We start from the raw sequence: 24,103 nt of genomic DNA, 5'->3' as shown, positions 1-24,103 counted from the left end.
TCGCCGCCTCAGTGCGGTTCGAGCCGCCCGCGCCGGCGGCTCGAACCGCGCTCCCACGCCTTTGCGAGCACGCCCTGCCGCGGAGCGAGGAACCACGCGAGCAGGAAGGCCGCGGTCAGGACGAGCACGATCGTGCCGCCGGTCGGGTAGTCCCACGACCACGACACGTAGAGGCCGACGAGCGCGCCGAGGCCGCCGATCGCGGGTGCCAGCAGCATCATCAGCGCGAGCCGGTCGGTCAGCAGGCGGGCGGTCGCCGGCGGGGTGATCAGCAGCGCCAGCACGAGGATGTTGCCGATCGTCTGCACGCTGATGACGACCGCGAGCGTGACCAGCACGTACAGCAGCAGATCCAGCCAGAAGACGGCCAGCCCGAGGGCGCGGGCGCTCTCGCGGTCCAGCGAGACCGTCACCAGCTCCTTGTGCAGCAGCAGCGCGATCCCGAGCACGAGCAGGCCGGTGCCGGCGACGACGTAGAGGTCTCTGTCGGGGATGCCGGTGATCGAGCCGAAGAGGAACTGCTGCAGCGAGCCGGCGTAGCCGGGCGCCTGCGAGATCACGACGATCCCGAGCGCGAACGCGGCGACGAAGAAGACGCCGATGATCGAGTCTTCCTTGATGCGCCGGTTCTGCGAGAAGACCGCGACCAGCACCGCCGTCGCGACGCCGGCGAGCGTGCCACCGAGGACGAGGCTGCCGCCGGTCACGAACGCGATCGCGAGGCCGGGAAAGACGGCGTGGGCGACCGCGTCGCCGATGAAGGCCATCCCGCGCAGCACGACGTGGCAGCCGATCACGCCGCAGACGATCGAGGAGACGACGGCGACCAGCAGCGCCTTCGGCAGGAAGGCGAGATCGGGGTTGAGCAGGTCGGTGAGGAAGTCGGCCGGCGACATCAGGCGACCGCCTCCAGCACGCGCAGCAGCGGGCTGCGGGCACTGATGCCGAACGTCTGCTGCCACAGCGCCTCCTCGGCGGCGAGCTGCTGGGGCGTGCCGGTCGCGAGCACCGTCCCGTTCAGCAGCGCGAGCCGGTCGCAGCTGTAGAGCGCGGCGGCGAGGTCGTGGGTCGTCATCAGCACGGCGCGGTCCTCGCGCGCGAGCGACTGGAAGAGGTCGGTCAGCAGCTCCTGCGTCGGCATGTCGAGGCCGGTGAACGGCTCGTCCAGCAGGAGCACAGGCGAGCCGAGCGCAAGCGCGCGAGCGACCAGCACGCGCTGGCGCTGCCCGCCCGACAGCTGCCCGACCGGCCGCTCGCGCAATTCGGTCATGCGGACCCGGTAGAGCGCGTCGTCGACTGCCTTCCAATCGGCGATGCCGGGCCGCCGCAGCAGTCCCAGCGCACCGCTGCGGCCGCTCATCACGACCTCCTCGACCGAGATCGGGAACTCCCACGCGAACTCGTGCCGCTGCGGCACGTAGCCGATCGCGCCGCGCCGGTGACGCGTCGCGTCGCCGTCGACCTCGATCCGCCCGCTCGCCGGGCGCAGCAGCCCCAGCGCGGTCCGCAGCAGCGTCGTCTTGCCCGCCCCGTTCGGGCCCAGCAGGCCGACCAGTTCCCCGCGCGCGACCTCCAGCGTCGCGTCGCGCAACACCGGCCGCCCGCCCAGCTCGACCGAGACCTCGCGCAGCGCCAGCGCGGCGCTCACCGCCCCGCTCCCGGTGCCGAGCGCGCGCGCTGCTTCGTGCGACGTCCGCGGGCGAGAACCGCAGCAAGCGCCACCGTCAGCGCCACCGCGAGCACAGCCAGTACGGCGATCAGCGCCGAGGAGCCGCCGCCGTCGTCGACCGGCTCCGCGGGGCTGGCCGGTGCGGCGCTGTCGTCACCGCTCCCTGCTGCGGCGTCGACAGCTGAGAACGCCTTCTCCGGGCTCGCGGAGCGTCCGACGGCGAACCGCATCGCGCGCGTGTCGGAGACCGTCGTGCCGTCGATCAGCTCGGCATCGACCCGGACGTGCACGAGGTAGACGCCCGGCTCGGTGAAGACCCAGTTGGCGTGGGTGTGGGTGTTGACGTCGACCCAGACCGGTCTCGCTGCGGCGGTCGAGTCCCACAACACCTGCGGCTCGGCGAAGTCGCCCGACTGCAGGAAGACGACGAGCTCGCCCGGCCCCTCGACGTCGGTCAGCGTCAGTCTCACGCCGCGGTCGATCCGCTCCATCACGTCGGGGTCCTGCGTGTTCCAGCCAACCCACACCACCTTCAGGTCCTGCGTCTGCGGCACGACGTAGACCTGCCTGCCCGCTGCGTGCAGGAAGGCGTAGGCGGGATCGTCGGGGACGGTCTGGATCGCGACGTCCCCGACGCGCAAGACCGTCTGCTCGGCGTGGCGCCAGACGCTGCGACCGCCGGGCTTGGACTTCGCCTCGTCGTCGTGGATCATCAACGTCCAGCGACCGTCGACGAAGCGCGGCCCGACGTCGACATGGCCGGTCGCGATCACCTTGCGGCCGTCGACGACGGCTTGTCCGCGGTCGATTCGCTGGTCGAGGCCGTCGGCCGCGCCGGCGGCCGGGGCGATGAGCAGGAGGGTGGCGAGCAGGCCCGCGAGGACGCGGAGGATCATGAGAGGCAGCCTTTCAGCGAGTCTGCGTTGAAGCGCATCATCTGGACGTAGGTGGAGACGCGCGCGTCGAAGGCGTCGCCATAGATCGAACAAACGGCGATCCCAGCCTCGCGCGCCACCTCGGTCAACGTCGAGGAGCGGGCGGCAAGGTTGGGTTCGAGGAAGACGGCCGGGACGCGCAGGGTGCGAATCGTCTCGCTCAGCTTGCGCCGCTCGGCCAGCGACGGCTCGATCGCTGGGTTGGGGGTGACGAAGCCGGCGACCTTCAGGCCGTAGGCGTGCGCGAGGTAGGCGAAGGCGTCGTGGGTGGTAACGAGCTGGCGGCGGGCGCGCGGGATCTGCGCGAGCGTGCGGCGGACGTAGCGGTCGAGCCGGTCGAGCTCGGCGAGGTAGCGCTCGGCGTTGGCGCGGTAGACGGGCGCGCCGGCGGGATCGGCGTCGATCAGCGTGTCGCGGATTAGCTTCGCGTAGGCGATCGCGTTGCGCACGTCCTGCCACAGGTGCGGGTCGATCTCGCCGTGGACGTGCTTGCCGAGGACCGCCTGCGGCAGCTGGTAGAGCGGCTCGCCGGCCTTCCCGAGGAAGCGGAACTGCGGCCCGGCGGGCACCTCGGCCAGCGCCTTTGCCGGCACCTCGATCACGACCTCGGCCGGGTCGTAGTCGCGCTGCGTCTGCTCGCCGCCGCCTTCATGGTCGTAGAGGACGGTGATGGCGCCGCGGTCGAGGTCGGCGGTGACGTCGGCGTGGCCGGCGTCGAGCACGCTGCGGCGGTCGCCGCTGCCGGTCAGCGGCGCGACGCCGACGGCGAACTCGACCGTCGTGTTGCCGAGCGGGAGCGGCTTCGCGGTCGCGTCGGTCCGCAGGCTGGCGGCGAAGGTGACGCGGTAGCGGCCGGGCTTGGTGAACGCCCACGACATGTGCGTGTGGGCGTCGACCGGCAGCGTCGCGGTGTCGTCCTTGTAGCCGTCGCTGGCGTCGAACCCGTCACCGGAGTCGAAGTACACGTCGGTGTCGCCAAACGAACCGGTCAAGTAGCCGTAGACCTGGCCTGGGCCCGAGGCGGCGGTCATCGACAGCAGCACGTCGCTGGAGCGATCGGCGCCGTATCGCGCGCCTTCCCCGCGGGCGCGCAGGCCGAGCCAGATCGTGTCGAGGTTGACGTTCTCGACCAGCGGGATGATCTCAGCCGCGTACTTGACGGCGTCCTCGGCCAGCGAGACGTTGATCGCCTCCTTGGGGAGGTTGGCGTCGAGCGTCTTGATGACGTTGTGCTCCTCCAGCAGCATGTAGTTGCTGAAGGCGACATCGGCATAGACCACGTTGCGCACGTCGCGCAGCGTCGGCTCAAACGAATGCGGATCGGCACCGTCGGGCACGAGGCTGACGACGTTGACGCGCGCCCCGCCGACGTTGGCGACGAGATCGCGCAGCAGCCCGGTCGTGGTCACGACCTGCAGCCGCCTGTCCGACGCGGAGAGCCCGGGTGCAGCGGCGCAGCCGCAGAAGACCGCGATCGCGATGACGGCCGTCAGCACGCTCAGCGGCAGGAGAAGATGGCGAGACCAGACGAGCGACACCGCGCGAGCCTAGCAGTTAGTGAGACTTGGTCTCATTCCCGTGAGAGTGGTTCCCATCTCCACCTGCTTGGCCGCACCGCGAGAGCGGGCATACAGTCGGTGATATGAGCACTCACGCGACGCATCCCGACCACCCGCACGTGCACGGTCCCGGCTGCGGCCATCTCGCCGTTCAGCACGACGATCACGTCGACTACGCGCACGACGGGCATCTCCACCATCCGCACGAAGACCACGTCGACGAGCACGTGGTGGCCGTTGACGGCGCCCATCCCGACGGTCACACCGAACCGGCCGGCGGGCACGAGGACGACCACGTCCACGGCGACGGCTGCGGCCATCCGCAGATCCCGCACGGTGAACATGTCGACTATCTCGTCGACGGCGAACTGCACCACCCCCACGGCGACCACTGCGACCGCCACGGCCCGCTCGCCGTCGTCGGCGAGTGAACCCCGCGGGTGACCGTGCGGGCCGGGTCGCCCCGGCCCGCCGATCCCTGTTCAGCGTCGCAGCGTGAGCGTCGTCTGCCGCGTCGCCGGCTGACGACCGCGCTCGCGTGCCGTCGCCGTCAGCGTGATGCGGACGACGTGGCCGGTGCGCGCCAATGAGCGACGCACCGCTCTGCCCAGGCGCACATGCACGACCGCGCGTCCGTCGCGTCCGCCGCGAGCCGTCCCGCGTCCGATCGTCAGCGAGCGAGCACCCCTGCGCAGTCGCAACTGAAGCCGACGCGCTTGCGCTGGGCTGATCGTCGCGACGATCGCGCAGTGTCCGGGACCGCCCAGCCTGCAGACCGCCTTCAGCATGCCGGTGCGCGCGAGCGTCGCCCGCCGCGGCGCTCCGCCCGGCACGCTCAGCCGCACCGTCGTGGCACGCCGCCTGATCAGCGGCGGCCGTTCAGCCGGCGGTCTCGGCACGGGCGGGATCACCGTCTCCGGCGTCCTCAGCTCCGGCGGTATGGGCTCCTCGGCCGGTGGCTCGGTCGCTCTGCCGCCGCGCCCACACGGGACGACCGTGGTGGGGTCGCCGTCGCCGACGAGGAAGGTGAGTGTCTGCCGCGTCGCGATCGGCGTGCCGCCCGTGCGGGTGCCGCTCAGCGCGACGGTGAGGCAGTAGACGCCGGGGGCGGTGAAGCTCCAGATGCCTCTCTCGCGCCGCTGCGGCCAGATCGCCAGCCGGTCGCCGGCGGTCGCCAGGAGCGGGGTCCCGCCGTGCGCGAGGCCCCAGTCGTCGGCCAGCACGAATCTGCCAGGGCCGGCGACCGACTCCAGCGTCCAGTCGAGGTCGCCGTCGAGCCCGCTCGTCTTGGTCGTGTCCCAGCCGAGCAGGTAGCGGTTTCTCATCACGTCCTCGTCGAGCTGCCAGACGGTCGCGCCGACAGGGCCGAGCGCCGGGAGGAACGGGTCGTCGGCGCGCACGGTGGTCCGCGCCGAGGGTCCAAGGCGCAGCACGACGTCGTCGAGGCTGCGCAGCGTGCCCGGCCCCGACGGGCTGCCGTCATGCAGCAGCAGCTCGAGCCGGTCGCCGGCCAGCCGCGGGACGAGATCGTAGAAGCGCCGCGCGACGCTCCCCTCGGTGTCGGCGACGGCGACGGGGCCGCCGTGCGGCGCCGCGGCGGGTGTCCACGGTGCCGCAGCCGGGGTGACGCCGGCTTGCGCGCAGGTGTCTATCCGGTAAGGGTCTATCGCGTCGCCGACGACGACCGTCAGCAGCTGCGCGTCGGCGACTGGCGCGCCCGCGAGCGTGCGGTTGGCCGCGCCGAAGGCCAGGCAGTAGACGCCGGCGGCGGTGAAGCTCCAGGCGGCGTGCCAGTGGTTGCCGCTGGGCAGCATGCGGACGGCGTCGGGCAGGCCGATGCGGGTGCTGAAGAACGGCTTGCTGCCGTCGTTTGCATCCCACAGCACCACTTCGCCGGGCGCGGGGCCGCCGTCGATGCCGGCGACCGCGTCGAGCTGCAGCGCGGTGTAGCGCTGGTAGCGGGTGGCGTTGAGCGCCTCGGAGCTGACGCCCAGCCACGGGATGCCGTCGGTCTGTGACAGCGGGATCGTCCACACGTCTGAGCCGGGAGCGCCGAGCAGCGCGAACTGGTCGGGGACGGTCGCGCGCGCCCGCTCGGGGACGGCGATGATCGTCTCTGCCAGCGGCTGCCAGCGGGCGTCGGCGCCATCGACCTTGATGCCCAGCTCCAGACTGGCGTCTGCTCGGTCGCGGACCGCGAGGTCGGCATGGACGCGTTCGTCGGCGGCCGTGTCGAGCACGTAGGCCTCGGGGGCGTGGACGCGCAGGCGTCTCAGCGTCGCCGAGGCGGAGCCGTGGCTGGCGGTGTCGGTCGGCGTGAAGACGGCGCGCAGTCTGTGCACGCCGCGCGTCAGGCCGCTCGTGGTCAACGTCGCGGCGCCTCTGTCGGCCGTGACCGGCGCGCCGAGCGGCTGCTCGCCGGCACTGCTGCCGTCGTCGTCGTAGAACTGGACGGTGCCTGCGACGGCCGGTCCTATCGCGGCGGTGAGGGTGACGGGGTCGCCGGCCTGCGTGACGTCGGCTCTGGCCGAGCTGGTCAGCTGCAGCGAGACCTCGCCGCCGGCGTCGGGACAGGCCGGCGCCAGCTGCGGGTCGGCGCCGCCGACGGCGATGCTCAGCGGCTGACGATCATAGACTTGGCGGCCGTTGGTCAGCGTCGCGCGCACCTCGACGTCGGCGCAGTGGTAGCCGGGCTGGGAGAAGCCCCACGTCTGCGCCACGCGGGTTCTGCTTCTGCTGCCGTTGTTCGCTCTCCAGAAGCTGTAGGAGGCGGGCGCGGCGATCCCGTCGCTGTCGAAGTTGATCAGGACCGCGTTCGGTTCCTCCTCGGGGGCCGCGCGGCCGATCGCGTAGATCGCCACGCGGCCGCCGGGCGGCGTCGTGACCGAGCGGATCGTGCCGACGGCGGCGGCGCTGGAGAGCTGGCCCACGAGCAGCTCGCGCGTCCAGCCGACGCGGACCGTGCCGCGCGTCGTGGCGTCCTCGGGCCGCGTCGTGTCGGCGGTCTGCCAGAAGGATGTGCCGGTCGGGCCAAAGAGCGTCAGGCCGAAGGTCTCAGCCCAGGCGGGGACGGTCGTCTGCGCGCCGGCGCGGGCGTCGAGGACGACGTCGGCGAGCGCACTCCACTGCTCCCCCGTGCCGTCGTGGCGGCCGTGGATCAGGCCCAGCTCCAGCTCGCCATCGGCGTCCAGGCGCGGCGCGAGGTAGGCGGTCTGGTCGGCGACGGCGCGCTGCGCGCTCGCGCTCCCGGCGGGGAGCGCGAGCGCCAGCAGCACCAGCGCCGCGGTCGTCGCGGTGCGGTGCATCGAGGCTCAGACGACGCTGAACGTCAGCGTGCCGGTGAACGTCGTCGGGATTCCGCCGATCACCGTCGAGGCGGTCAGCGGCAGTCTGTAGGTGCCGGTCGCCGTGAAGCCCCAGCGCAGGTCCTCGTGGCTGATCGGCGTCAGGCCGATGTTTCTGTTGGCCCCTGCCACGCTGTCAAAGCGGGTGGTCGTCGGTCTGAAGACGCCGTCGGTCTCGCTGCGGCGGTAGCCCGCGACGCGCGCGCCGCTGGGCACCGTCGCGCTGCCGAGTCTGAACGTCACGCTCGGCGCATCGCACTCGCCGATCGCCTCCACCGCGAACCCGACGCGGTAGCTGCCGCCGTCGCCGACGACCTTCAGCGGCAGCGCCGCCGCGCCGAAGACCGACTGCTCCCAGATCGAGTTGCTGGTGCCGCTGACCTGGAAGACCGTGCTCGCAAGCGACGCCTCGGTCTCGGTTTCGTGATTGTGGGCGTGCAGGCCGTCGCCGAACGACTCCAGGTCGCAGTCGAACTCCATGTCGACGTCCCAGTGGTCGCCCGTGACGGTTGCGGCGTGCGCGCTGCCGGCGAAGCCGACGCTCGCGACTGCTGCGGCGGCGAGCGCCAGCACGCTGTGCTTCTTCCCCATGTGCGTGTCCCTCTGTGGTGAGTCAGGTAGTTGACACGCGCCAACCTAAATGGGATTCAGTCTCGCTACGAGTTGTTGAGAACGTTCCTATCTACGAGGCTGCTCAGCCGACGGAGAAGGTCAGCGTCGAGCTGTCGCTGACCGTCGCGCCGGACGGGGTGCGGCCGGAGAGCGTGTAGGCGAGCCGGTAGGTGCCGCGCTTCGTGAAGGCCCAGTTGCCGTGCGCGTGGGTGCCGAGTGCGATCGCGCGCGCCTGCGGCATGCGGCGGCTGCTGTCGAACAGCACGTCGGCAGAGCCGAACGTCCCGGTCTGGAAGACGACCAGCCGGCCGGGGCCGCTGATGGAGCGGACGGTCCAGCGGATCGGCCCGCGCACCTGTCGGGAGGAGACCTCCTCGGTGTTCCAGCCGGTCCAGATGATGCCGCTGCGCTGCACCTGCGGGATCAGCCAGGCGGTGCCGCCGCGGCGGCCGAGCACGCTGCCGCCGGGGATCGTCGTGCGCGCCCGCGGCACGACGCGGATCGTCACCGACGCCGGGTCGCGCCAGACGGTGGCGCCCTTGGTCGAGTCCTTCAGCGTCGCGACCAGCCGGCCGCCGGCGATCCGCGCAGCGACCGCGTCGACGTGGCCACTGGAGAGGACGGTCCGCGCCGACGCGGCCGGCGTGGCGACGGCGCCGGCCGCGACCGCGACGGCCGTAAGGCCAGCGGCGCCGATCGAGCGACGGGAGAGTATGAACATGTGGTTCCTTTCAGTTGGAGGTCGCGGGCCGAATACGCTGGCGATCACGGTCTGCGGTCAGGCAGCGCTCGGTGAGGTCGCGACGTCTGAATGCCGTGGAGGACGATGTCGTGGCGGTCGAGTTCGAACCCGTGATGCTCGGCGACACGGAGAATCGCCTGCTCCAGCGCGGCGTCGGTGAACGGCCGCACCGCTCCCGTTCTGATGTCGACGAGGTGGTAGTGGGTGCGCTCGGGATGTGCTTGCTCGTAGCGCGCGAGGCCGTCGCGACCGACGACGCGGCGCAGCAGCCCAAGCGCGACGAACTCGTCCAGCAGACGGTAGGCCGATGCCGGCGAGCCGACGCCGTGCTCGTCAAGGCGCGCGATCACCTCGCGCGCTGAGAGCAGGCAGCTGCCGTCGCGAGCAAACAGCTCAAGGACCGCGATCCGCACGGCGCCGGCTCGATGCCCGCTCAGCGACAGCAGCCGCTGCGCCCACTCGAGCCACTCCTCCCATGCGGATGGCTCGCTTGCGTCAGCGTCGCTTCCAAGTCCCTGTCCGTCGCGCACGGCACAGACCCTAACCTAAAATGAGATTGAGTCCCAGTTCCGTTAGTATTCTGGCCTCGCCCCGCCCAAGGACCGCCGATGCTCCCCTCCATGCCGTCGCGCAGACCAACCCAGACCGAGCCGTTTCAGGCGTTGTTAGAGACCCAGTTCCGGCTGCTCGGCGTCGATGTCCGGCGCCCGGCCGGGAACGTGCTGCTCGAGCTGGGATTCGCGCGCCGACGCGCGCCGGCGGGACGGCTGGGCGCGAGCGAGTACCGCCTGGGCGGCGCGCAGGAAGTGCGCCTGTGGGGCTTTGGGCTGCTCTATCGACCGCGAGCCGACTCCAATGCCTGCCTCCTGCTGCGCAAGGGGCGCCCGCACCTGAGCACCGCCCGCAGCCCAACGCATGTCTGGGATCCGACCCGCGCGGCCGCGCAGCTGGGCCTGCGCGGCCCGTGCCCCGACGCACTGGTGCTGGAGGCGGTTCGCTGGTTTCGCGGCTACGAGCGCGCCGTGATCGAGCAGACCGGCCTCGAGCACCGCCGCCAGGCGCGCGCGAGCTGCCGTGACGCCTGCCCCGCCCAGGAGCACCTGCTCGCCGACTGGGAGCAATGGCTGACGGCCGCCAGCTGACCGACATCGCGATCGCTGTCGCGCTCCCTCGCGCGCCAGCGGCCTGCCGCGCTGGCGCGACCAGCGCGGCAGGCGGCCCCGGCGTCACGGCACAGACCCTGAGTCTCATCTAGCGGCTCGGCCGTCTCATCTAGTTGGTGCGGCCACGGACTGGCCTCTACGGTCGGCGGCACGCTGAGACGGGACAACCCAGGCGGCAAGCTGGCACCTCTTTGCTGCCGAAGCGGATGTTCTCAGCGCGTGCCGGGGCGCCTGGTTGTGGGCCGAGCGCCCCGGCACCCCACACCGACGAGGATGCCGAACGCAACTCTGCCAACACGAAGATCTCCCAGCTGGCGCTGGCCTCGTAGCGGACCTATCCACGTCGGAGGCACACAACCGCGAGTCCTTTCCTCGGTCGGCCACGGCGACCGACCGAGCCGAGGACCTGACCCCGATCCCATCGCGGTCGAGCATATATCTGGAGCGTCGGTCGCCGCTTCAGTTCCGAGCAAGGCCTCTCGAAGACCCAGCCGGCGTACGGGACCTCTGGAGATCGGTGCATAGGGACGACCAACCTCGTGACACAGGCCGACCCTTACAACACGGGCGATTACAGCGTCGGCGCTGGCATGAACCAGTATGTAACGGGCCGCGGACCCTGGATTGTCGCGCCGGTTTGCGGCGCAGCTCACGCAATCGCGTGGACGGACATCTACTACCTTTCGTCGGCCGCGACGATCAGCTTTCCGAGCGTCCCGCACTAGGCCTTCCTCGGAACGGAGACGACCTGAGATGCCGGCGCGCCGTAGCTCACGTCAGCACTCCAACGCCGTGATCGGCGCCGCCGCAGCGCTCGCGGTGATTGCTGCCGCCGCCGTCGGCGTCGCGATAGCCGTGTTCCCGGGCAACGCTGAGAGCGCCGCACCGCGGGCCACGACCACCGTCGCCGCGTCGTCGATTCCGGCCGAGTTACGCGACTCGTTCGCGGTCCTCCGTCGAGCACCGCAACCCGGCGACGCGATCGACGACCCGCTCAACGTGTCGGCGGCCAAGGAGGTCGGGGCCGTGGCAGAGGACGCCCGCGAGGTGCGGCCCGAGGGCCTCGGCGTGCATCTCGTTCCTGGGACGGCCGGCCCCTGCCTGCTCATCACCGACGCGAGTATGGGTCGCTCAGGCGCGGGTCGCGGCGCGATCTGTCAATCGCCGACCAGATTCCAGAAGACCCGGCTCTGGCTTGTCTACGGCCTCGATGATCCACGCAGCTTCTGGCTCGTGCTCGTCCCCGACGGCGTCGAACAGATCACAGCCACCACCACGCCCGGCGGGCACGCGCCTGCCGCTGTTATCAACAACGCCGCCGTCGTCAGAGACCCGACAAACGTCCTGCGAATCAGCTGGACCGACCAGAGCACGGAGACCCACGAAGCGACGATGCGATAGGCCGCGTCGCAGCCGACCTGACCGCCTCGATGGTGACCAGGTCGGCCGCGTGACGCCGCCGCCTGGCGCGCAGCCTCGCCGACAACCCGCCCATGCTCGCCGAAGCTGCCGCTTCTCGCCGGTGGCGGGTGAGCCTAACCTGAAGTCGCTGCCGCTCGACGTGATCATCCGCGCCGGAAGGGCATCCGCGTCACCGTCCGAGCGAGCCGACGGGTTGCCCGCCATGGCGGCGCGATCGCAGGCGCCACATAAGTGCTCGCTTCAGCCGACGGTCGAGCGTCCCGCTCAACGGCGCGACGCCTCGCGACGCCGATCATGATGCTGCGTTTGAACGTCACGCCGTCCCATGGCCTAAAGACTTCTCCTGGATGCGAATGCTGACCCAGCGTCTCCCGCACCCAGCGAGCTGATCGTGCGTACCTATGCCGCATCGCAGAGCCCCACCGGTCACGAGGTGTGCGAGGACGTCGGTCGCGTAGTCCGCGTAGTCTGATCGTCGCGGATCGGTGGGTCGCCTCGACAGCGCGGAGGCTGGGCGTCGCTTAGGCGCCGAGCCAGCGTCGCCAGCAGCGCCGTCGCTTCCCGCTGCCGAGGTGGTCGAGGCTGCGCTCGGAGGGCATCAGTCCGGCGGTGCGCAGGTGGCCTTCGGCTGCGGTGCGTACGCGGGTGAGCTGGCCGCCTCTGGCCAGTAGCTCAAGTGGCCGGGCGCCTCCCAGGCGCCGTTGGCGATCGGACATCCATGCGACGATGCCGGCCTCGTCGTAGGTGCCGTCGTCGATGAGGAAGCCGACGATCTCCCACAGGTCGTTCAGCGGCAGTGGAGGTTCCTGGGACTGCGCGACGAGCGCGAGATCGTCAGCGGCGAAGCCGAGGTCGGCGAGCACGGAGAGACGGACCCCGATCGGTTCCCGCGCGCTGGCGAGCATGCGGGCTCTCCAGGTCAGCAGCCGCTGGCGCCGGGGCGAGTCCTCGGCGACGGGTCCGACGCCGCGGTCCTCCCGCTCGCCTGCGGTGCGTGGCTGCGGTTCTGGGCTCGACACGTGGTGCTCCTCCGAATAGAGTGATCGAATGACTAGATCTTATGGTGTGGCGGGCGGGGAGGCGCCAAGAAGAGCGGGGGCGCTGCCGGGGCTGTCTCCGTGGGTCCTGTGCGTCTTGATACTCGCCGCGGTGCTCGGCGAGGAGGAGGACGTCCGCGGCGGGCTCGTGCGGCAGCTGCGGGCGGTGGACTGGTCGGCCGAGGAGATCACGGCGATCGAGCGCGCCCGCGCGGCGCTGGCCGTGAACCCGGTCGACCTCGCCCAGCTGGCGGATCCCGACCTCGCCGGTCCTCAGCTCGCCCGCCTCGAGGCGGCGGGGCTGAGCCCCGCGCTGTTTCGGGGCCGGCTCTGGAACCCGCGCGCCCCGGCGGTACTGATGGCCGCGCTGGCGCCCGAGATCGAGCTGCGCGCCGGCGCCGGGGAAGATGGCGGGCGCGACGGCGCGACGCCCGCGGAGGGCGAGGCCTGATGGTGAGGTGCGGGGATGCTCCGCGCCGTCCGGTGCACCGGTTGCGTACCGTCCGCGCTCGCCAGCAGCGCTACGCAGACGCCGTCGCGATCATCGAGCGCGAGTACGCGAGACCGCTGGACCTAGACGCGGTGGCGGAGGCCTGCGTCTGCTCTCGCCGGGAGGTCCAGCGTGCCTTCACCGCTCAGGGCACGACCTTCCGCGACGCCCTCGTGGCGATCCGCATGCGAGCGGCCGCTGAGCTGCTGCTGAACCAGCGCCACGTGCCGATCACTGAGGTCTCCGCCCGGGTCGCGTACCTCAACGTCTCGCAGTTTGCGAGGGCGTTCCGGCGGGTCTATGGCTGCGCGCCGCGCGAGTATCGCGCCAACGCTGGTCCCCGAGATTCAGGAGTGCTCGCGGCCTGACGGTGCAGCTCGGACGGGCGCGGCGCGGTGGCGGTCGATGGTCGAGCGGTGCGGGCGGCCCAGTGCGTCGGCGGGCGCGTCGCCGCTGGCGGCGATCTGGCGGTGCTTGCAGTGGCGGGCGAATCGCGCGGGCGTCGATCTGCTCGCCGCCGGGGACGCCGGCGGCCGGGGTACGGATGATCGTCTGCGCGGTGCGCGGGGCGACGCTGACAGCGGAGTCGGCGATCCGGCCGAGAGGGTGGCGTTTGGAGAGCGCTGGGACCAGCGCGCGGCCGCGCTGCTCGCCCTCGGCGAGGAGGTGGAGGCCTCAAGGCGCGGTCGGACACGCGGGACGGGGGCGCGCCGCGCCGAACGCCTTCGCCGCTCGCGCTACGCCTGCCCGTCGAAGGGCGCGATCGGCTCAGCGATCACGATCACCGCTCCGTGGGGACCGCGTCGGGTCCCGCTCGCGCAGACCTGGGCGCCCGCGACTGGTCGGCGCGCCGCTACTCGAGGTGCTGGTCAAGCGCCGTCCAGATCTCTTCCAGCGCCTGAGGTCGATCGTGTGCGAGCAGGTCGATCGGCCGCCGGTCGGCCAGCTCCAGCCGCGGGCTGCAGATCCACGCGACGATCCCCTGCTCGTCGTAGCCGGCGTCGAACAGCAGCCGTCGCACGACCGCCCAGAGCCGATCCAGGCGGTCATCGTCACGGGACGGCGGCGGCTCTTGCGTCCCGGCTCGCCAGCGCGCGATCGTCTGCGGCGTCGCGTCCGGCACCACGAGCGCCAGCTCGCGATCGCCGAAGCCGAGTTCGGTCAGCAGGCCGAGGCGCGCGACGAGCGGCGCGTCGACCTCGGCGGCGAACGCCTCACCCCACAGCGGGTAGTTCCGCCACCGCGCGGCGAGGTCCGGCCGCTCATACGACTCCGCGCCCTCTTCCTCATCAATGCCCATTGCGCCGGAAGAGATTACATCATCGAATGAGAGTCGGATTCTGCTCCGCCGCTGCGCTATGCCTGCCTGTGGCAGGGCGGTATCAGGACGGTGATCGCTACCTCGCCACCAAGGCCGAAGCGCGCGACTGGGCCCGCGAAGAAGCGCGTATCGCGCAGGGCAGCCGCGGCCGAGGCCGAGGCCGAGGCCGAGAACCCCGACTAGCCCATCACGGCCGGCGCGCGCGAGCGGCCCTCGGCGGCCCCTCGCGCGCAACGCGCCATCGCCAGCCGCACCGCTAGCGCATCGTCTTCGCACCAACGCTAACTGTGTCGCCTAAGAAATAGATATAAATAACTTGCGATCTCGTTACTTCTAATTTTGATTTTCCAACCAAGTTAACTGAAAAATCTGGAGTAGCATTGCATTTCACGGTTCGTGCTCCTTTCGTTCCAGACGCGTTGATATTCGGCGTTGTGTGTGTGCCTATCGAATAGGCGATAATCGCCGTCATAGCAGCCTTTATGAGGGTACGCGCGTTCTTGGGCAGCGACAGCTCGACGCGGACAGCAACGTCCGCGGGCTGGCGCCCGGAGTTCTTGTAGCTCATGGTGAATGAGGGTAGCGGATTTTGCCGGGTGCACGAGACTCTCGCCGCTGATTTCACTGCACTAGCGTGTCGTCACGGAAAATTGCGGTACCGAGGCGGCCCTCGATCGGGCATCCTGGGCGGTATGGGACCTCTCGTGCGCTGGGATCAGGTCGAGTTCGGGCCGGCGGGGACGGGCTTCTCGCTGAGGCTGCCGCTGGCGCTGGATCAGTTCGGTTCCGAGGTGCTCGTTGAGGATGGGCTGGACGAGGTCCTCGACGCGCTGGAGGCGGCGCTGCCTGAGGGCGAGGAGCTGGAGTCCGAGCTTGATCACGGCCATCGCGACGAGGACGGCAGCGAGCCGGCGGTGCTCTACCTCTCCGTCCCGCGGTGCTTCCCGGACCTGATCTCGCCCCAGCGGCTCCACGAGCTGCTGGCGCCGACCGTCGCCGCGGCGGCCGCGGCCGGCGCGCGCGCTCGCGTCGCGCACGAGCGCTCCGGCGCGGACTGGCTCGCGGCCGCCAGAGCGCTCGCCGAGCGCCACGACGCCGGCGCGCGGCCGCCCACGAGCCAGGCCGACGCGAGCGCGCCGCCTACCGCCGACGGGCAGACCCCGTCTGACTAGGCGGGGTCTCGCCGGAGATTTCTCCCGGCGCGGCCAGTGGAGCCGGTCGAGCGTGCGCGCGCTCGGTTCGGAGAGACGGAGTGAATTCTGCCGTTCTGACGGTCTGAGAAACTGCGCGGCGTGGTTGACGACGCGACACGCACCGAGCTGGCCGCGGTCCTGCGCCGCTACCGGTCCGATCTCTCTGACGAGCAGGCGGCCGCGCTCGTCGCCGAGCATCTGCGCGAGCACGGCACGGGCTACGACGTGCGCGTGCTGCTGCTGCAGCATGCCGGCGTCGACGCGCACCTGCCCGACCTGGGAGGAGATGCGCGCCGACGCTTACCGCCAGATCGGCGACGCGGCCGACGCGCTGCGCTCGGACTGGCGCGCGGACGCCGCCCCGACCCGCGCGCAGCTCGACGCGCGCAGCGAGGCACTCGACCACATCGCCAACGCGAAGGCGGCGCTGAACCGCGCGGCGCCATGAGCCCGCCGGTGGAGATCGGCGAGGGCGTGCGCGTGCTCGCGCGAGGTGCGGGCGCTGATGGATCGCGACCGGCCGCTCGTGATCGCGCTCAACACGGCCAGCCGCGAGCTGGCCGCGGCGGTGGAGCAGCTGACGGCCGGTCTCTCGCCGGAGGCGATCCGAGCGGTCTGGGGTCAGGCGGCGCTGGATGCCGGTCTGTCGGGGCGACGACCGCCGGTGCTGGCCGGCGGGGAGCCGGTCGCAGCGCTTGAGCGCGTCGCCGACAGGATCCACTCGGCGTTCATCGCCTACGAGCACTGCGCCGATGAGCGCCGCCAGCTCGCCTTCGACGTCGGCGAAGCCCAAGCGGGTATGGTCGCCGCGCTGTTGGACGCCGGCGTGCCCCGCGAGCAGGCGCGCCGCGCCGACATCGACGCGCTCGCCGCCGGCCGATTGGAGATCCACGACACGACGGGAGAGGCGAGCGCATGAGCAGACCGCAGCTGTTCACCGTGCTGGGAGCGCTGCGCGACGCCGTTGAGCAGCTGTCAGATCTCGTTGCCGCTGACGGGTACGCAGACGCGTTCGACGCGGGCGCGGCGACGATCGCCGCCACGCACCTGGCCGAGCTGGTCGAGCAGCTCTCGTTCCCGGTCGAGCGGGTCGGGCAGCGGATGGGGGAGATCGCGCTGGGCTACCGCGACGCGCTCGACGAGGACGACCTGGCCCGCAGCCGCTATGACGTGACGATCGCGTTGGAGGGCGCGGCGCGGTCGCTGGATCGCGCCCAGACGGTGCTGGCGGCCGCCGCGGCGATGACCGGCCCCTCGGATGAGCTGGTGGGCCTGACGCGCGATCCCGTGCTGGTGGTGCGGGCGCCGACCACGCCGCCGCGCTGGATCGAGGCGAGCGCCGAAGCCGGCGGTCAGGCCGGCGTGGTGACGGTCCGCGAGGTCACGCCCGCCCGCGGCGAGCCCGACGCCGTGACCGTCGACGTCGGGGAGCCGCTGCTGGAGCTGCTGCAGACCAAGCTCGCGATCACGCACGCCGACGCCGTCGAGCTGCAGGCCGAGATCGTCGGCCGGCTGCTGGAGCGGCTGCTCGCGCGCACCGACCTCGGCCTTGACGAGCACACCCCCGTCTCCGCGCCGTCGGCACAGGCCGCGCCGGCGCCGGCCCGGTCGGTGCTGCCGCCCGTGCAGCGGCGGGTCGATGACGCGCTCGTCGCGCTGCTGGCCCATGGCGCCGAGCGCACCGACCCGCACTACTACCAGCCGCCGGCGATCGGCCTGGCCAACGCGCTGCTGGCGGCCGCCGGGCAGCATCCCGACGGCGTGGCGGGCCTGATCAGCCACCGCGATGACGACCCACACGCGCTGTCGCTCGTGCGGGACCTGCTGACGCTGGCGCGCCGCGCGCGACGGCCCGATCCCGACCACCCGGTCCTCGAGCCCAACACGTTCGTGTGGGCCTACGGGTGGGCGCGGGAGGAGGCCGAGCGCTCCCTGCGGCAGATGATCGACCGCGTCGACGACGTCACCGAGCTGCCCGCCGCCACGCGTGATGCGCTGCGCGACGCCCCACGACGGGCGCTGCGCGCGCTGACCCCGATCGCCACCCCGCTCAAGACACTGGAGCACACCACCCACAACCAGGACGACGAGCCCGAGAGCCGCGATGAGCCGCGCGCCTGACCCCGCCGAGCCCGCGGCGGGCGCGGTCGTACGGCCGCGCGCCGTCGCCGCCGAGCCGCCCAGCACGGTGACCGGCGCGCACCTGGTGGTCGCGGTGCGCGAGCAGTTGGGCACCGTGATGCTCTCGATGCTGGACGAGACGGCCGCCGAGACCGCCTGCCCGTTCGGCGACGTCGCCCAGCGATGGGAGCCGGCCGCGCCACGCGCCGCACAGCAGGCGCTCGCGCCCGCCCGCGAGCAGCTGCACGCACAGGAGGAGTTGCTCACGCGCCGCCAGCGCGTGCTCGCGCTCGGCGACCACCCGCCCACGACCCGCAGCGGCGACCCCGAGACGGTCGCGGTGGAGATCCAGCTGCCGCGCGAGCTGTTGGCCAGCGCGATCGCCGCCGCGCAGGCGCGCGTGCACGCGTTTGAAGGCGTGGAGATCTCCCGCCAGCAAGCGGCCGGCCGCGTCGGCGACCTCCTCGTTGCTCACCTGACCGCGCGCCAGCGCGAGGCCGACTGCGCCACCGCCGCGCTGGCAACCGGCCGTGCTGCGGGGTATGCTGCGCTGGCGGCCGCCGACGCCGCGATCGACACCGGCCGCGTCAGCGCCACCAGCGAAGGCCTCGACGCCGCCGGCTTGGAGCTGTTCCTCGACGACGTCGCCGAGGGCGAGGTCCTGCACTGCCGCTCCGCGCTTGAGCGCGGCATCTTGATCGGGGTATAGCTGGACACCGCACGCTAATACCGCACCCCTTCTGACCACGACCGCCACGCCGACCTCGACGCTGCCGCAAGACCACGCCACCGGCCCGTTTGAGCTGTGGGCACAGGCCAGCCGCCGCGCGCGGCCCCGCCGCCGCGCCGTCGACCCGAGGCGATCGTCGTCCTGGCGGCGGCGCTGCAGCTCGCGCGCGGCCACGGAATGAGGGCGCGATCGCGGTGCTCGTGGTCGACGCTGCCGGCGTCGCGCTCTGGCGCGCCGGCGAGGACCTCGGCCCCCGCGTCGCCGCCGCCCGCGCGACCGCAGCCGCACGTCGCCGACGGCCGTCGTTTAGCTGTCGGGTGGCTTGCCGGGCGGGAGTGGCGGTGGTGGTGGCAGGAGGCGGAGTCTGCCCGTGACTGACGCGCGCTGATGGCCAGCAACGCGCGCCGCTGCGGCGGCCGTCGCCGCTGACCGCGCGGCTAGGCTGACAGGGCGGATCGTGTCGCTGACATGCGGTTGTCCGTCGCAGACGGACCGCTTACTGGTTCGAACCCGTCGCTTCGCTAGTAGAGGGTGATCGTTTTGGAAAGAAGCGTTCTAGGCGTGCCACCGCGTGTGTACCAGGTGAATCTGGTCCGGCGGTTCATGCCCTTGGTGCTGATGCGGCGCAGGTCTGACGCGTTGCTGCTCCAGGAGTAGCCGCCCAGCGTCGCGTTCACGCACTTTCTCGTGAGGGTCTTCTTCTTGACATGCGGCGGGTTCCAGCAGAGCTGGTAGGGCACCTTAACGCCGAGCGGATTGCCGGTGAGCGTGAGGTAGATGACGCGGATGCTGGTCAGCAGTTCTGCCTTGACCGTGTACTTCGTCTTTGGCGTTGGGACCGTGAGCGGTACGACCGCGGAGAAGCCGTCAGCACATGACGGATCGTTGATGCGGGCAAAGGTGGCAGGGTCATAGTTGACACAGCTCGTGTAGCTGAGGCTGGCGTGAAGCATCACGAAGTACGAGCCTGGGTCGATCTGTCCGTTGTCCAGCCACCGGCCGGACTGAATCTCGGAGTCGGTCAGGAAGCCAGTTTCGACAATGTTCTCTCGCAGAAACGAGCCATCAGTGGCGCGTTCGGGCTTGGAGGCGATGTAGACGGTCACGGAATCAGCGCGTGGAGCCGAGAGCGAAACGACCGGATGCCGATCCTGCTGGCCGGCAGTCGTGATCGCTGGCGGGACCGCCCGAGCAGGGCTCGCCATAGCGGCCATCGTCACGAGAACCGCAGGGCTCAGCAATGCTGTTCGACGCATCGGGCGATGGTACACCGGGGCAGTGAGCGGGGCGGCGCATTGCCGGACCGGCGCCGGATCTATGCGTCGAGCGCGATCGCCGCCATCCTCGACGCAACCCCACAACAACTTTGGCTCCGCGAACAAAAGCAACAGGAGCGGGCTCGACCTTGACCCGATCACCACACACGTGCTGCTTCGCAACAACAGCCAGTACGGCGCGCTCGCACGCCTGATCGAGCACGGCGTGCTGCTGGAGTTCTGGACAGCCGTCCGTCCGCCGCGCCGAAGCCCGCACGCGATCGGCAGCTCGCGGCCGTCGTCGAGCGTCGCGATCGCCCACCACTGAGCACCGGGCTCGGGAAGGTCACCGAGCCTGATCCGCACCTGCCCGACCGGCAGCCCGCGCCGCTGCAGCGCGACCCGCAACCGGCCGGCGATCAGCGCCTCGAACGCGCGCCGCTGTTCGAGGTAGGCACCATCGGCGCGGAGGTCGCGCGGTCGCAGCCGGATGACGCCGCGATCGCTATACCGCATGCGCCGCCTCGCCGAGCCGGCCGCCGCGGCGGCCCCGCGCAGGCCCGGCCGACCAGGGGACGGGTCGACCGGGCGTCCTGCGCTCCAGCACGGCACAACCTGGGACGAACGCGCCGACCTCGACGAGCGGGGCGAGCTCGCACGGCTGATCGAGCACGGCGTACTGCCGGAGTTCTGGACAGCAACCCGCGCGCTGCTCTTGCGATCCGAGCGGTGACGTCGGTTCTCCGGAGCTCGCCGGCCCCGTGCGGTGGCCAGCGAGCCCCAAAGCCGTCTCTCGTCGGCGGTGATGTATCCTTGCCCTTTTCTTCCCAACGATTGGATCGGCAGGGGAGGTGGGATCGTCAAGCACGTTGGCGCGTCCGCGCTCGTGCTCGACCAAGTTCAGCCCGTCATCCTCGCCGGGTGTTGGGCCTGTAGCGCTTTGAGATTCTGGTGTTTGGAGCGTCCCGTCCCTCGAACTAGCCGGGACGCTCCAAACCAGTCGGCTGAGACCGCACAGCACAGCCACGCTCTGTAGTCGGCATGGTCGACCTGACCTGCAGTCAGACCGTAGGCCAGCTTCCTGGCCTACGCGGATCCCATCGTCGCTGCGGAGGTCTGGACCATCAGACCGGCGCTTGACGCCGTGCTCCTCACTCGAAGCGGCGAGGCGGGTAGAAATCCTTGAAAACGCGCATTGCGGGGTATCCGAGCACCAGGATAGTGCTCATCCTGGTCGATTTGCCACATCGGAGACGTTTCTCTAGCGCGCGGGCGATCGCCGCCTCGCTGAGCCACGCCGCCGCCCGTCCACGCGAGCCGCACGGCCGCTGGCGAGATTGGCTGACCCTGCGGCGGCGCGCCGCCGTGACGATGGACGGTGCGGGGTGACGGCAAGACCTGGCCTCACCAGCGGATCGGAGTGCGGCTGTCCTCAGACCGTGCTTTCGGCGCGTGCGCTGCTCGGTCCGGCGCTGCACGGCTCGGCTGCTGTCGCGATCACGGTGGTCGATCGCAGCCACCGACCGATCTGGTCCAATCCGGCGACTGAGTTGTTGCTGGGCGTGGCTCCCGATCGGGTCGCTGGCGCGCTTGAGCATCCCGAGGAGAACGAGTGGCGTTTCTTCGACGCTGACGGCGAGCGGTTCGACTTCCGCGCGGCAGAAGATCGGTGCATGGACCTGCAGGAGCGATTTGGGCCCGAGCTGATCGGGGTCCGCCGACCTGATGGCTCCCTCTTCTGGGCGCACACCGAGATGGTTCCGGTTCCTATGTGCGATTGCGGGAGCAGGTGGTGCGCCGCGATAGTCTCGGTGGACCTCACGGCGCGCCGCTTTGACGAGCAGGTGCTGCGTCGTCTTGCCTTCGCCGATCCCCTGACCGGCTTGGCCAACCGCGTCGTGCTGGAGGACCGCGTGGCGCAGGCGGCGTCGCAGAGCGAGCGGCGTGGTCGATGCTTTCGCCTCTTCTACTTCGACCTCGATGATTTCAAGCCTGTCAACGACCGCTACGGTCACGAGACAGGTGATGCCGTCCTGCGCGCTGTGGCGGTCCGCCTCGCCGGAGCGTTTCGCTCCTCCGATACCGTCGCACGTATCGGCGGGGACGAGTTCGCCGTCCTCGCCGAAGGCGCAGAACCTCAAGACATCATCATCGCTCGGGTCCGCGCCGCCATCGAGACTCCGATCACCTTCCTGCTCGACGGGCAGCCAACCCAGACCACGGTCGGCGTCAGCTGCGGCACCGTTCGGCTCGCAGGCCCGATCGACCCGGCAGGACTCCTGCGCGAAGCAGACACGGCCATGTACCGAGATAAGCGACGACGCGCCACTGACCGCAAGCCGGCCGGCTGACCTGGCACGTGCCAGCAGACCAGCGCGATGATCCCGATCGCACGCCACAACAGGTAGCTGACATGGTGATGCTGCCGCTGTTCGTCGTCGCGCTCGGAATGCTCGTCGTGAGCTGGTGGCGGGAGCCTCGCCGGCTGCGAAACGGCGCGCTGCTCGTCCTGGCGGTCCTCTTCGGACTGTTGGCCGGCGCACTGGAGGCCCCTGATCCGGTCGATGAGATCTTCATTGCCGCGATCCTCGTGGGGTAGCCGCATTCCCGTTCGCCGCACTGGCGACCGGGATGCTGCCGGTCGTCAACGGCCTGGAGGCTTGCGGAAGTCTGCTCGTCTTGCTAATCGCGACACTCGTCACGACCAAGTCTCACAGCACCGCCTGACTGCTTCTCCGCCAACGCGTTCCTCTACTCGCGCCGGCGCCTGGTCCGTCCCGTCAACGGCGTCGTCATCCTCGGCTCGGTGCTCATCGACGGTCGCGTGCCGCCGCTGCTGGCCTCGCGGCTACGGCGCGCGCTCGTCGCGGTCATGCGCATGCATGCCATGGCGCTCGTCGCTCTCCTGGGCGTGATGATCGCGCTCACCGCGATCTCGCTCCACCACTCAGAGCGTCGTCGGCGGCGCGGCGCTCACACCCCCGGCCGTCGTCGGCTGTCGTGCGACAGACGACTCGGCGATTGCGCTCGTCGGCGATCGGCGCGTACGCATACTGACCGCCATCGATGAGCTCGCGCCGCACCCGATCGCACTTGACCAGTCTCCGCAACAGCGACTGAGCGTGGTTTCGACTCAGCTGCAACGCCGCGGCTATGCTTCGGGACGTCTGGCCCGGCGCTCGCTCCACCAGCCTGACCACCTGATCCTCAAGCAGCGTCCGCGCCGGTCGATCGCTCCTCTCCGCACGCTCAGATCGACCGATCATCTGTGATCTCCGTCAATTGGTCTTGAACGGCCGACGGACGACCACGGAGCTGGCCATGGCGAAGGCGCGCGGTCAGCCGGGCACCCGTCATCCGAACCGTCGCGGGACTCGCCGCGCTACCGCGTCGATCAACGCGCGACGACGCTCGAGCTCGGCCTCGCGGGTACGGCGGATGTTGCGCAGCACCTGCAGGTGGAGCGGCAGATCGCGGTCGGGCGTCTCGTGAGACGGCGTCGGCGCTCGCTCCGCGTGCAGCAGTCCTCGCCACACATCGCCGAGCGCGTAATCGTGCAGATGGTTGGCCACGCAAGCGAACCTTTCATCGTCGGGATACCTTGGACGTCGCCGACGGCGGCTGATCTCCCCCCGTCTGCTCAGCGCCGCGTCGAGCCGGGCGCTTTGCCGAACAACGGATCGGCACGCGGACGCGCCACACCGAGGCGCCGCGTGGGAGCGCGCGTCTACCCTCTCGGGATGTCTGGTCAACCATCGGGATCGTCACGCTGGGCGTCAGCGGGCCTCGCCGTCGGCGCCGCGGTCGGCTTTCTCGGAGTACTCCTGTTCGGAAACTGGCTCCTGCCGGTCTTCTGCTGCGTCGTCGGGTTCGTGATCGGCACGCTTGCGGACCGTCGCCGCAGCGGCTGATCCACCACTGGCAGCCGGATGCTCGGCGGGCCCAGCTCGCTGCCCGCCGGCCACGGGCGTCGCGAACTGACGGTTTGGCGCGAAGGCGGCTGGGACGCAGCTGCTGGCGCGGCTGACCCAGTGCAGCCGCCGCTGCTATGTAGCTGCTCGTGGCGCTGGCCTCGACGCCCACGTCGGGCCGGCCGTCCTGTTCGCCGTCAACGTCACCCCCGCCGCGCCGGTCACGCCGTCGAACATCGGCGTCTTTCAGGCCGCGTGCGTCGCCGTGCTCGCCGGCGGCTGCGGGATCCCGTATGCCTACGGGATCGTCCTGTGGGCCCTCGTGCTGGCGACCCCATTCGCGCTGGGTGTCCCGGCGTTGATCACGACGGCACTGCCCTCGAACAGCATCCGCCTGCGCGGCGTCTGACCGCTCACGTCTGGGCATCGTCGCCGCCCGCGCTTCTTTCGATCGCGCGTGGGTCGCGGGCCTCGCTCCCGCTCGTCGTCGGCTCGATCGCGTCCTGCGTCGTGGCGCGGCCGGTGTCGTCGTCGGGTCGGTGCTTGGCGGCGTGGAGCGCGCGGTCGGCTTGGCGCAGCAGCTGGCGCGCGCCGGTGT

The 24,103-nt window shown here is 71.0% G+C and carries 26 protein-coding genes; 12 read left to right on the top strand and 14 right to left on the bottom strand.

The window, feature by feature from the left end; genetic code table 11:
- Positions 1–8 precede the first annotated feature (8 nt).
- The 4 genes from Q7L73_RS02325 to Q7L73_RS02310 are packed head-to-tail and all read right to left on the bottom strand — an operon-like array spanning position 9 to position 4,142.
- Positions 9–896: an anchored repeat-type ABC transporter permease subunit gene (locus Q7L73_RS02325; RefSeq protein ID WP_304685800.1), complete on the bottom strand. Its 888-nt coding sequence runs from the start codon at positions 894–896 to the stop codon at positions 9–11.
- A complete protein-coding gene (locus Q7L73_RS02320; RefSeq protein ID WP_304685795.1) occupies positions 896–1,648 on the bottom strand; it encodes an anchored repeat-type ABC transporter ATP-binding subunit in 753 nt (250 codons plus the stop codon). The genes Q7L73_RS02325 and Q7L73_RS02320 overlap by 1 nt, the downstream gene beginning before the upstream one ends.
- Positions 1,645–2,565: a choice-of-anchor M domain-containing protein gene (locus tag Q7L73_RS02315; RefSeq protein WP_304685792.1), complete on the bottom strand. Its 921-nt coding sequence runs from the start codon at positions 2,563–2,565 to the stop codon at positions 1,645–1,647. The genes Q7L73_RS02320 and Q7L73_RS02315 overlap by 4 nt, the downstream gene beginning before the upstream one ends.
- Entirely contained in the window at positions 2,562–4,142 is a 1,581-nt protein-coding gene (locus Q7L73_RS02310) for an anchored repeat ABC transporter, substrate-binding protein (RefSeq protein WP_370552341.1), read from the bottom strand. Before Q7L73_RS02310 ends, Q7L73_RS02315 begins: the two co-directional genes overlap by 4 nt.
- Before the next feature lie 104 nt (positions 4,143–4,246).
- Between Q7L73_RS02310 and Q7L73_RS02305 the strand changes: the two genes are divergently transcribed.
- Complete coding sequence (locus Q7L73_RS02305; RefSeq protein ID WP_304685788.1) at positions 4,247–4,594, top strand: hypothetical protein; 348 nt, start codon at positions 4,247–4,249, stop codon at positions 4,592–4,594.
- A 51-nt stretch (positions 4,595–4,645) separates the two neighbouring features.
- On the opposite strand, the gene Q7L73_RS02300 is transcribed toward Q7L73_RS02305, so the two are convergent.
- The 4 genes from Q7L73_RS02300 to Q7L73_RS02285 form a co-directional block, all read right to left on the bottom strand.
- Positions 4,646–7,468 carry a choice-of-anchor M domain-containing protein gene (locus Q7L73_RS02300; protein ID WP_304685784.1) on the bottom strand — a complete coding sequence of 941 codons (2,823 nt, stop codon included), beginning with the start codon at positions 7,466–7,468 and terminating at the stop codon, positions 4,646–4,648.
- A 6-nt stretch (positions 7,469–7,474) separates the two neighbouring features.
- Positions 7,475–8,098, bottom strand: a complete 624-nt coding sequence (locus Q7L73_RS02295) for a hypothetical protein (RefSeq protein WP_304685783.1) — start codon at positions 8,096–8,098, stop codon at positions 7,475–7,477.
- A 103-nt stretch (positions 8,099–8,201) separates the two neighbouring features.
- Positions 8,202–8,840, bottom strand: coding sequence for a choice-of-anchor M domain-containing protein (locus Q7L73_RS02290; RefSeq protein ID WP_304685782.1), 639 nt, complete (start codon positions 8,838–8,840; stop codon positions 8,202–8,204).
- A 44-nt stretch (positions 8,841–8,884) separates the two neighbouring features.
- The gene (locus Q7L73_RS02285) at positions 8,885–9,391 is read right to left on the bottom strand and encodes a Fur family transcriptional regulator (protein WP_304685781.1); all 507 of its coding nucleotides are present in this window, start codon (positions 9,389–9,391) and stop codon (positions 8,885–8,887) included.
- Between the two features lie 90 nt (positions 9,392–9,481).
- On the opposite strand from Q7L73_RS02285, the gene Q7L73_RS02280 reads away from it, so the two are divergent.
- Complete coding sequence (locus Q7L73_RS02280) at positions 9,482–10,003, top strand: hypothetical protein (RefSeq protein ID WP_304685779.1); 522 nt, start codon at positions 9,482–9,484, stop codon at positions 10,001–10,003.
- A gap of 774 nt (positions 10,004–10,777) precedes the next feature.
- The gene (locus tag Q7L73_RS02275) at positions 10,778–11,425 is read left to right on the top strand and encodes a hypothetical protein (protein ID WP_304685778.1); all 648 of its coding nucleotides are present in this window, start codon (positions 10,778–10,780) and stop codon (positions 11,423–11,425) included.
- 542 nt (positions 11,426–11,967) lie between these two features.
- Here the strand turns inward: Q7L73_RS02275 and Q7L73_RS02270 are convergent.
- Positions 11,968–12,465 (bottom strand): hypothetical protein, encoded by a 498-nt coding sequence (locus Q7L73_RS02270; RefSeq protein WP_304685774.1) that lies wholly within the window; start codon positions 12,463–12,465, stop codon positions 11,968–11,970.
- A 28-nt stretch (positions 12,466–12,493) separates the two neighbouring features.
- Here Q7L73_RS02270 and Q7L73_RS02265 point away from each other — a divergent pair, with 28 nt between their 5' ends.
- Both Q7L73_RS02265 and Q7L73_RS02260 read left to right on the top strand, forming a co-directional pair.
- Positions 12,494–12,934, top strand: coding sequence for a hypothetical protein (locus Q7L73_RS02265; RefSeq protein WP_304685767.1), 441 nt, complete (start codon positions 12,494–12,496; stop codon positions 12,932–12,934).
- 32 nt (positions 12,935–12,966) lie between these two features.
- Positions 12,967–13,341: a helix-turn-helix transcriptional regulator gene (locus Q7L73_RS02260; protein WP_304685763.1), complete on the top strand. Its 375-nt coding sequence runs from the start codon at positions 12,967–12,969 to the stop codon at positions 13,339–13,341.
- A gap of 485 nt (positions 13,342–13,826) precedes the next feature.
- On the opposite strand, the gene Q7L73_RS02255 is transcribed toward Q7L73_RS02260, so the two are convergent.
- Both Q7L73_RS02255 and Q7L73_RS02250 read right to left on the bottom strand, forming a co-directional pair.
- A complete protein-coding gene (locus Q7L73_RS02255; RefSeq protein WP_304685761.1) occupies positions 13,827–14,273 on the bottom strand; it encodes a hypothetical protein in 447 nt (148 codons plus the stop codon).
- A 277-nt stretch (positions 14,274–14,550) separates the two neighbouring features.
- On the bottom strand, positions 14,551–14,862 hold the full coding sequence (locus tag Q7L73_RS02250; protein ID WP_304685757.1) for a hypothetical protein: 312 nt from the start codon (positions 14,860–14,862) through the stop codon (positions 14,551–14,553).
- A 124-nt stretch (positions 14,863–14,986) separates the two neighbouring features.
- Between Q7L73_RS02250 and Q7L73_RS02245 the strand changes: the two genes are divergently transcribed.
- The 5 genes from Q7L73_RS02245 to Q7L73_RS02225 all read left to right on the top strand — a co-directional run bounded on the left by Q7L73_RS02245 (position 14,987) and on the right by Q7L73_RS02225 (position 18,317).
- Positions 14,987–15,466, top strand: a complete 480-nt coding sequence (locus Q7L73_RS02245) for a hypothetical protein (RefSeq protein WP_304685755.1) — start codon at positions 14,987–14,989, stop codon at positions 15,464–15,466.
- 268 nt (positions 15,467–15,734) lie between these two features.
- On the top strand, positions 15,735–15,935 hold the full coding sequence (locus Q7L73_RS02240; protein WP_304685752.1) for a hypothetical protein: 201 nt from the start codon (positions 15,735–15,737) through the stop codon (positions 15,933–15,935).
- A 57-nt stretch (positions 15,936–15,992) separates the two neighbouring features.
- On the top strand, positions 15,993–16,406 hold the full coding sequence (locus Q7L73_RS02235; RefSeq protein WP_304685750.1) for a hypothetical protein: 414 nt from the start codon (positions 15,993–15,995) through the stop codon (positions 16,404–16,406).
- The gene (locus Q7L73_RS02230) at positions 16,403–17,608 is read left to right on the top strand and encodes a hypothetical protein (RefSeq protein ID WP_304685748.1); all 1,206 of its coding nucleotides are present in this window, start codon (positions 16,403–16,405) and stop codon (positions 17,606–17,608) included. Before Q7L73_RS02235 ends, Q7L73_RS02230 begins: the two co-directional genes overlap by 4 nt.
- A complete protein-coding gene (locus Q7L73_RS02225) occupies positions 17,592–18,317 on the top strand; it encodes a hypothetical protein (protein WP_304685746.1) in 726 nt (241 codons plus the stop codon). Before Q7L73_RS02230 ends, Q7L73_RS02225 begins: the two co-directional genes overlap by 17 nt.
- Positions 18,318–18,859: 542 nt before the next feature.
- On the opposite strand, the gene Q7L73_RS02220 is transcribed toward Q7L73_RS02225, so the two are convergent.
- Positions 18,860–20,110 carry a hypothetical protein gene (locus tag Q7L73_RS02220; RefSeq protein ID WP_304685745.1) on the bottom strand — a complete coding sequence of 417 codons (1,251 nt, stop codon included), beginning with the start codon at positions 20,108–20,110 and terminating at the stop codon, positions 18,860–18,862.
- A gap of 923 nt (positions 20,111–21,033) precedes the next feature.
- Here Q7L73_RS02220 and Q7L73_RS02215 point away from each other — a divergent pair.
- Positions 21,034–21,945: a sensor domain-containing diguanylate cyclase gene (locus tag Q7L73_RS02215; protein ID WP_304685743.1), complete on the top strand. Its 912-nt coding sequence runs from the start codon at positions 21,034–21,036 to the stop codon at positions 21,943–21,945.
- Positions 21,946–22,007: 62 nt separating this feature from the next.
- The gene (locus Q7L73_RS02210) at positions 22,008–22,193 is read left to right on the top strand and encodes a hypothetical protein (protein ID WP_304685742.1); all 186 of its coding nucleotides are present in this window, start codon (positions 22,008–22,010) and stop codon (positions 22,191–22,193) included.
- A gap of 754 nt (positions 22,194–22,947) precedes the next feature.
- On the opposite strand, the gene Q7L73_RS02205 is transcribed toward Q7L73_RS02210, so the two are convergent.
- On the bottom strand, positions 22,948–23,166 hold the full coding sequence (locus Q7L73_RS02205; RefSeq protein WP_304685741.1) for a hypothetical protein: 219 nt from the start codon (positions 23,164–23,166) through the stop codon (positions 22,948–22,950).
- 752 nt (positions 23,167–23,918) lie between these two features.
- The coding region (locus tag Q7L73_RS02200; protein ID WP_304685738.1) for a hypothetical protein at positions 23,919–24,103 on the bottom strand (185 nt) is incomplete at its 5' end.

Source organism: Conexibacter sp. CPCC 205762, assembly GCF_030646155.1.
Taxonomy (GTDB): Bacteria; Actinomycetota; Thermoleophilia; order Solirubrobacterales; family Solirubrobacteraceae; genus Conexibacter.
This window is presented reverse-complemented; position numbering and strand designations above follow the sequence as displayed.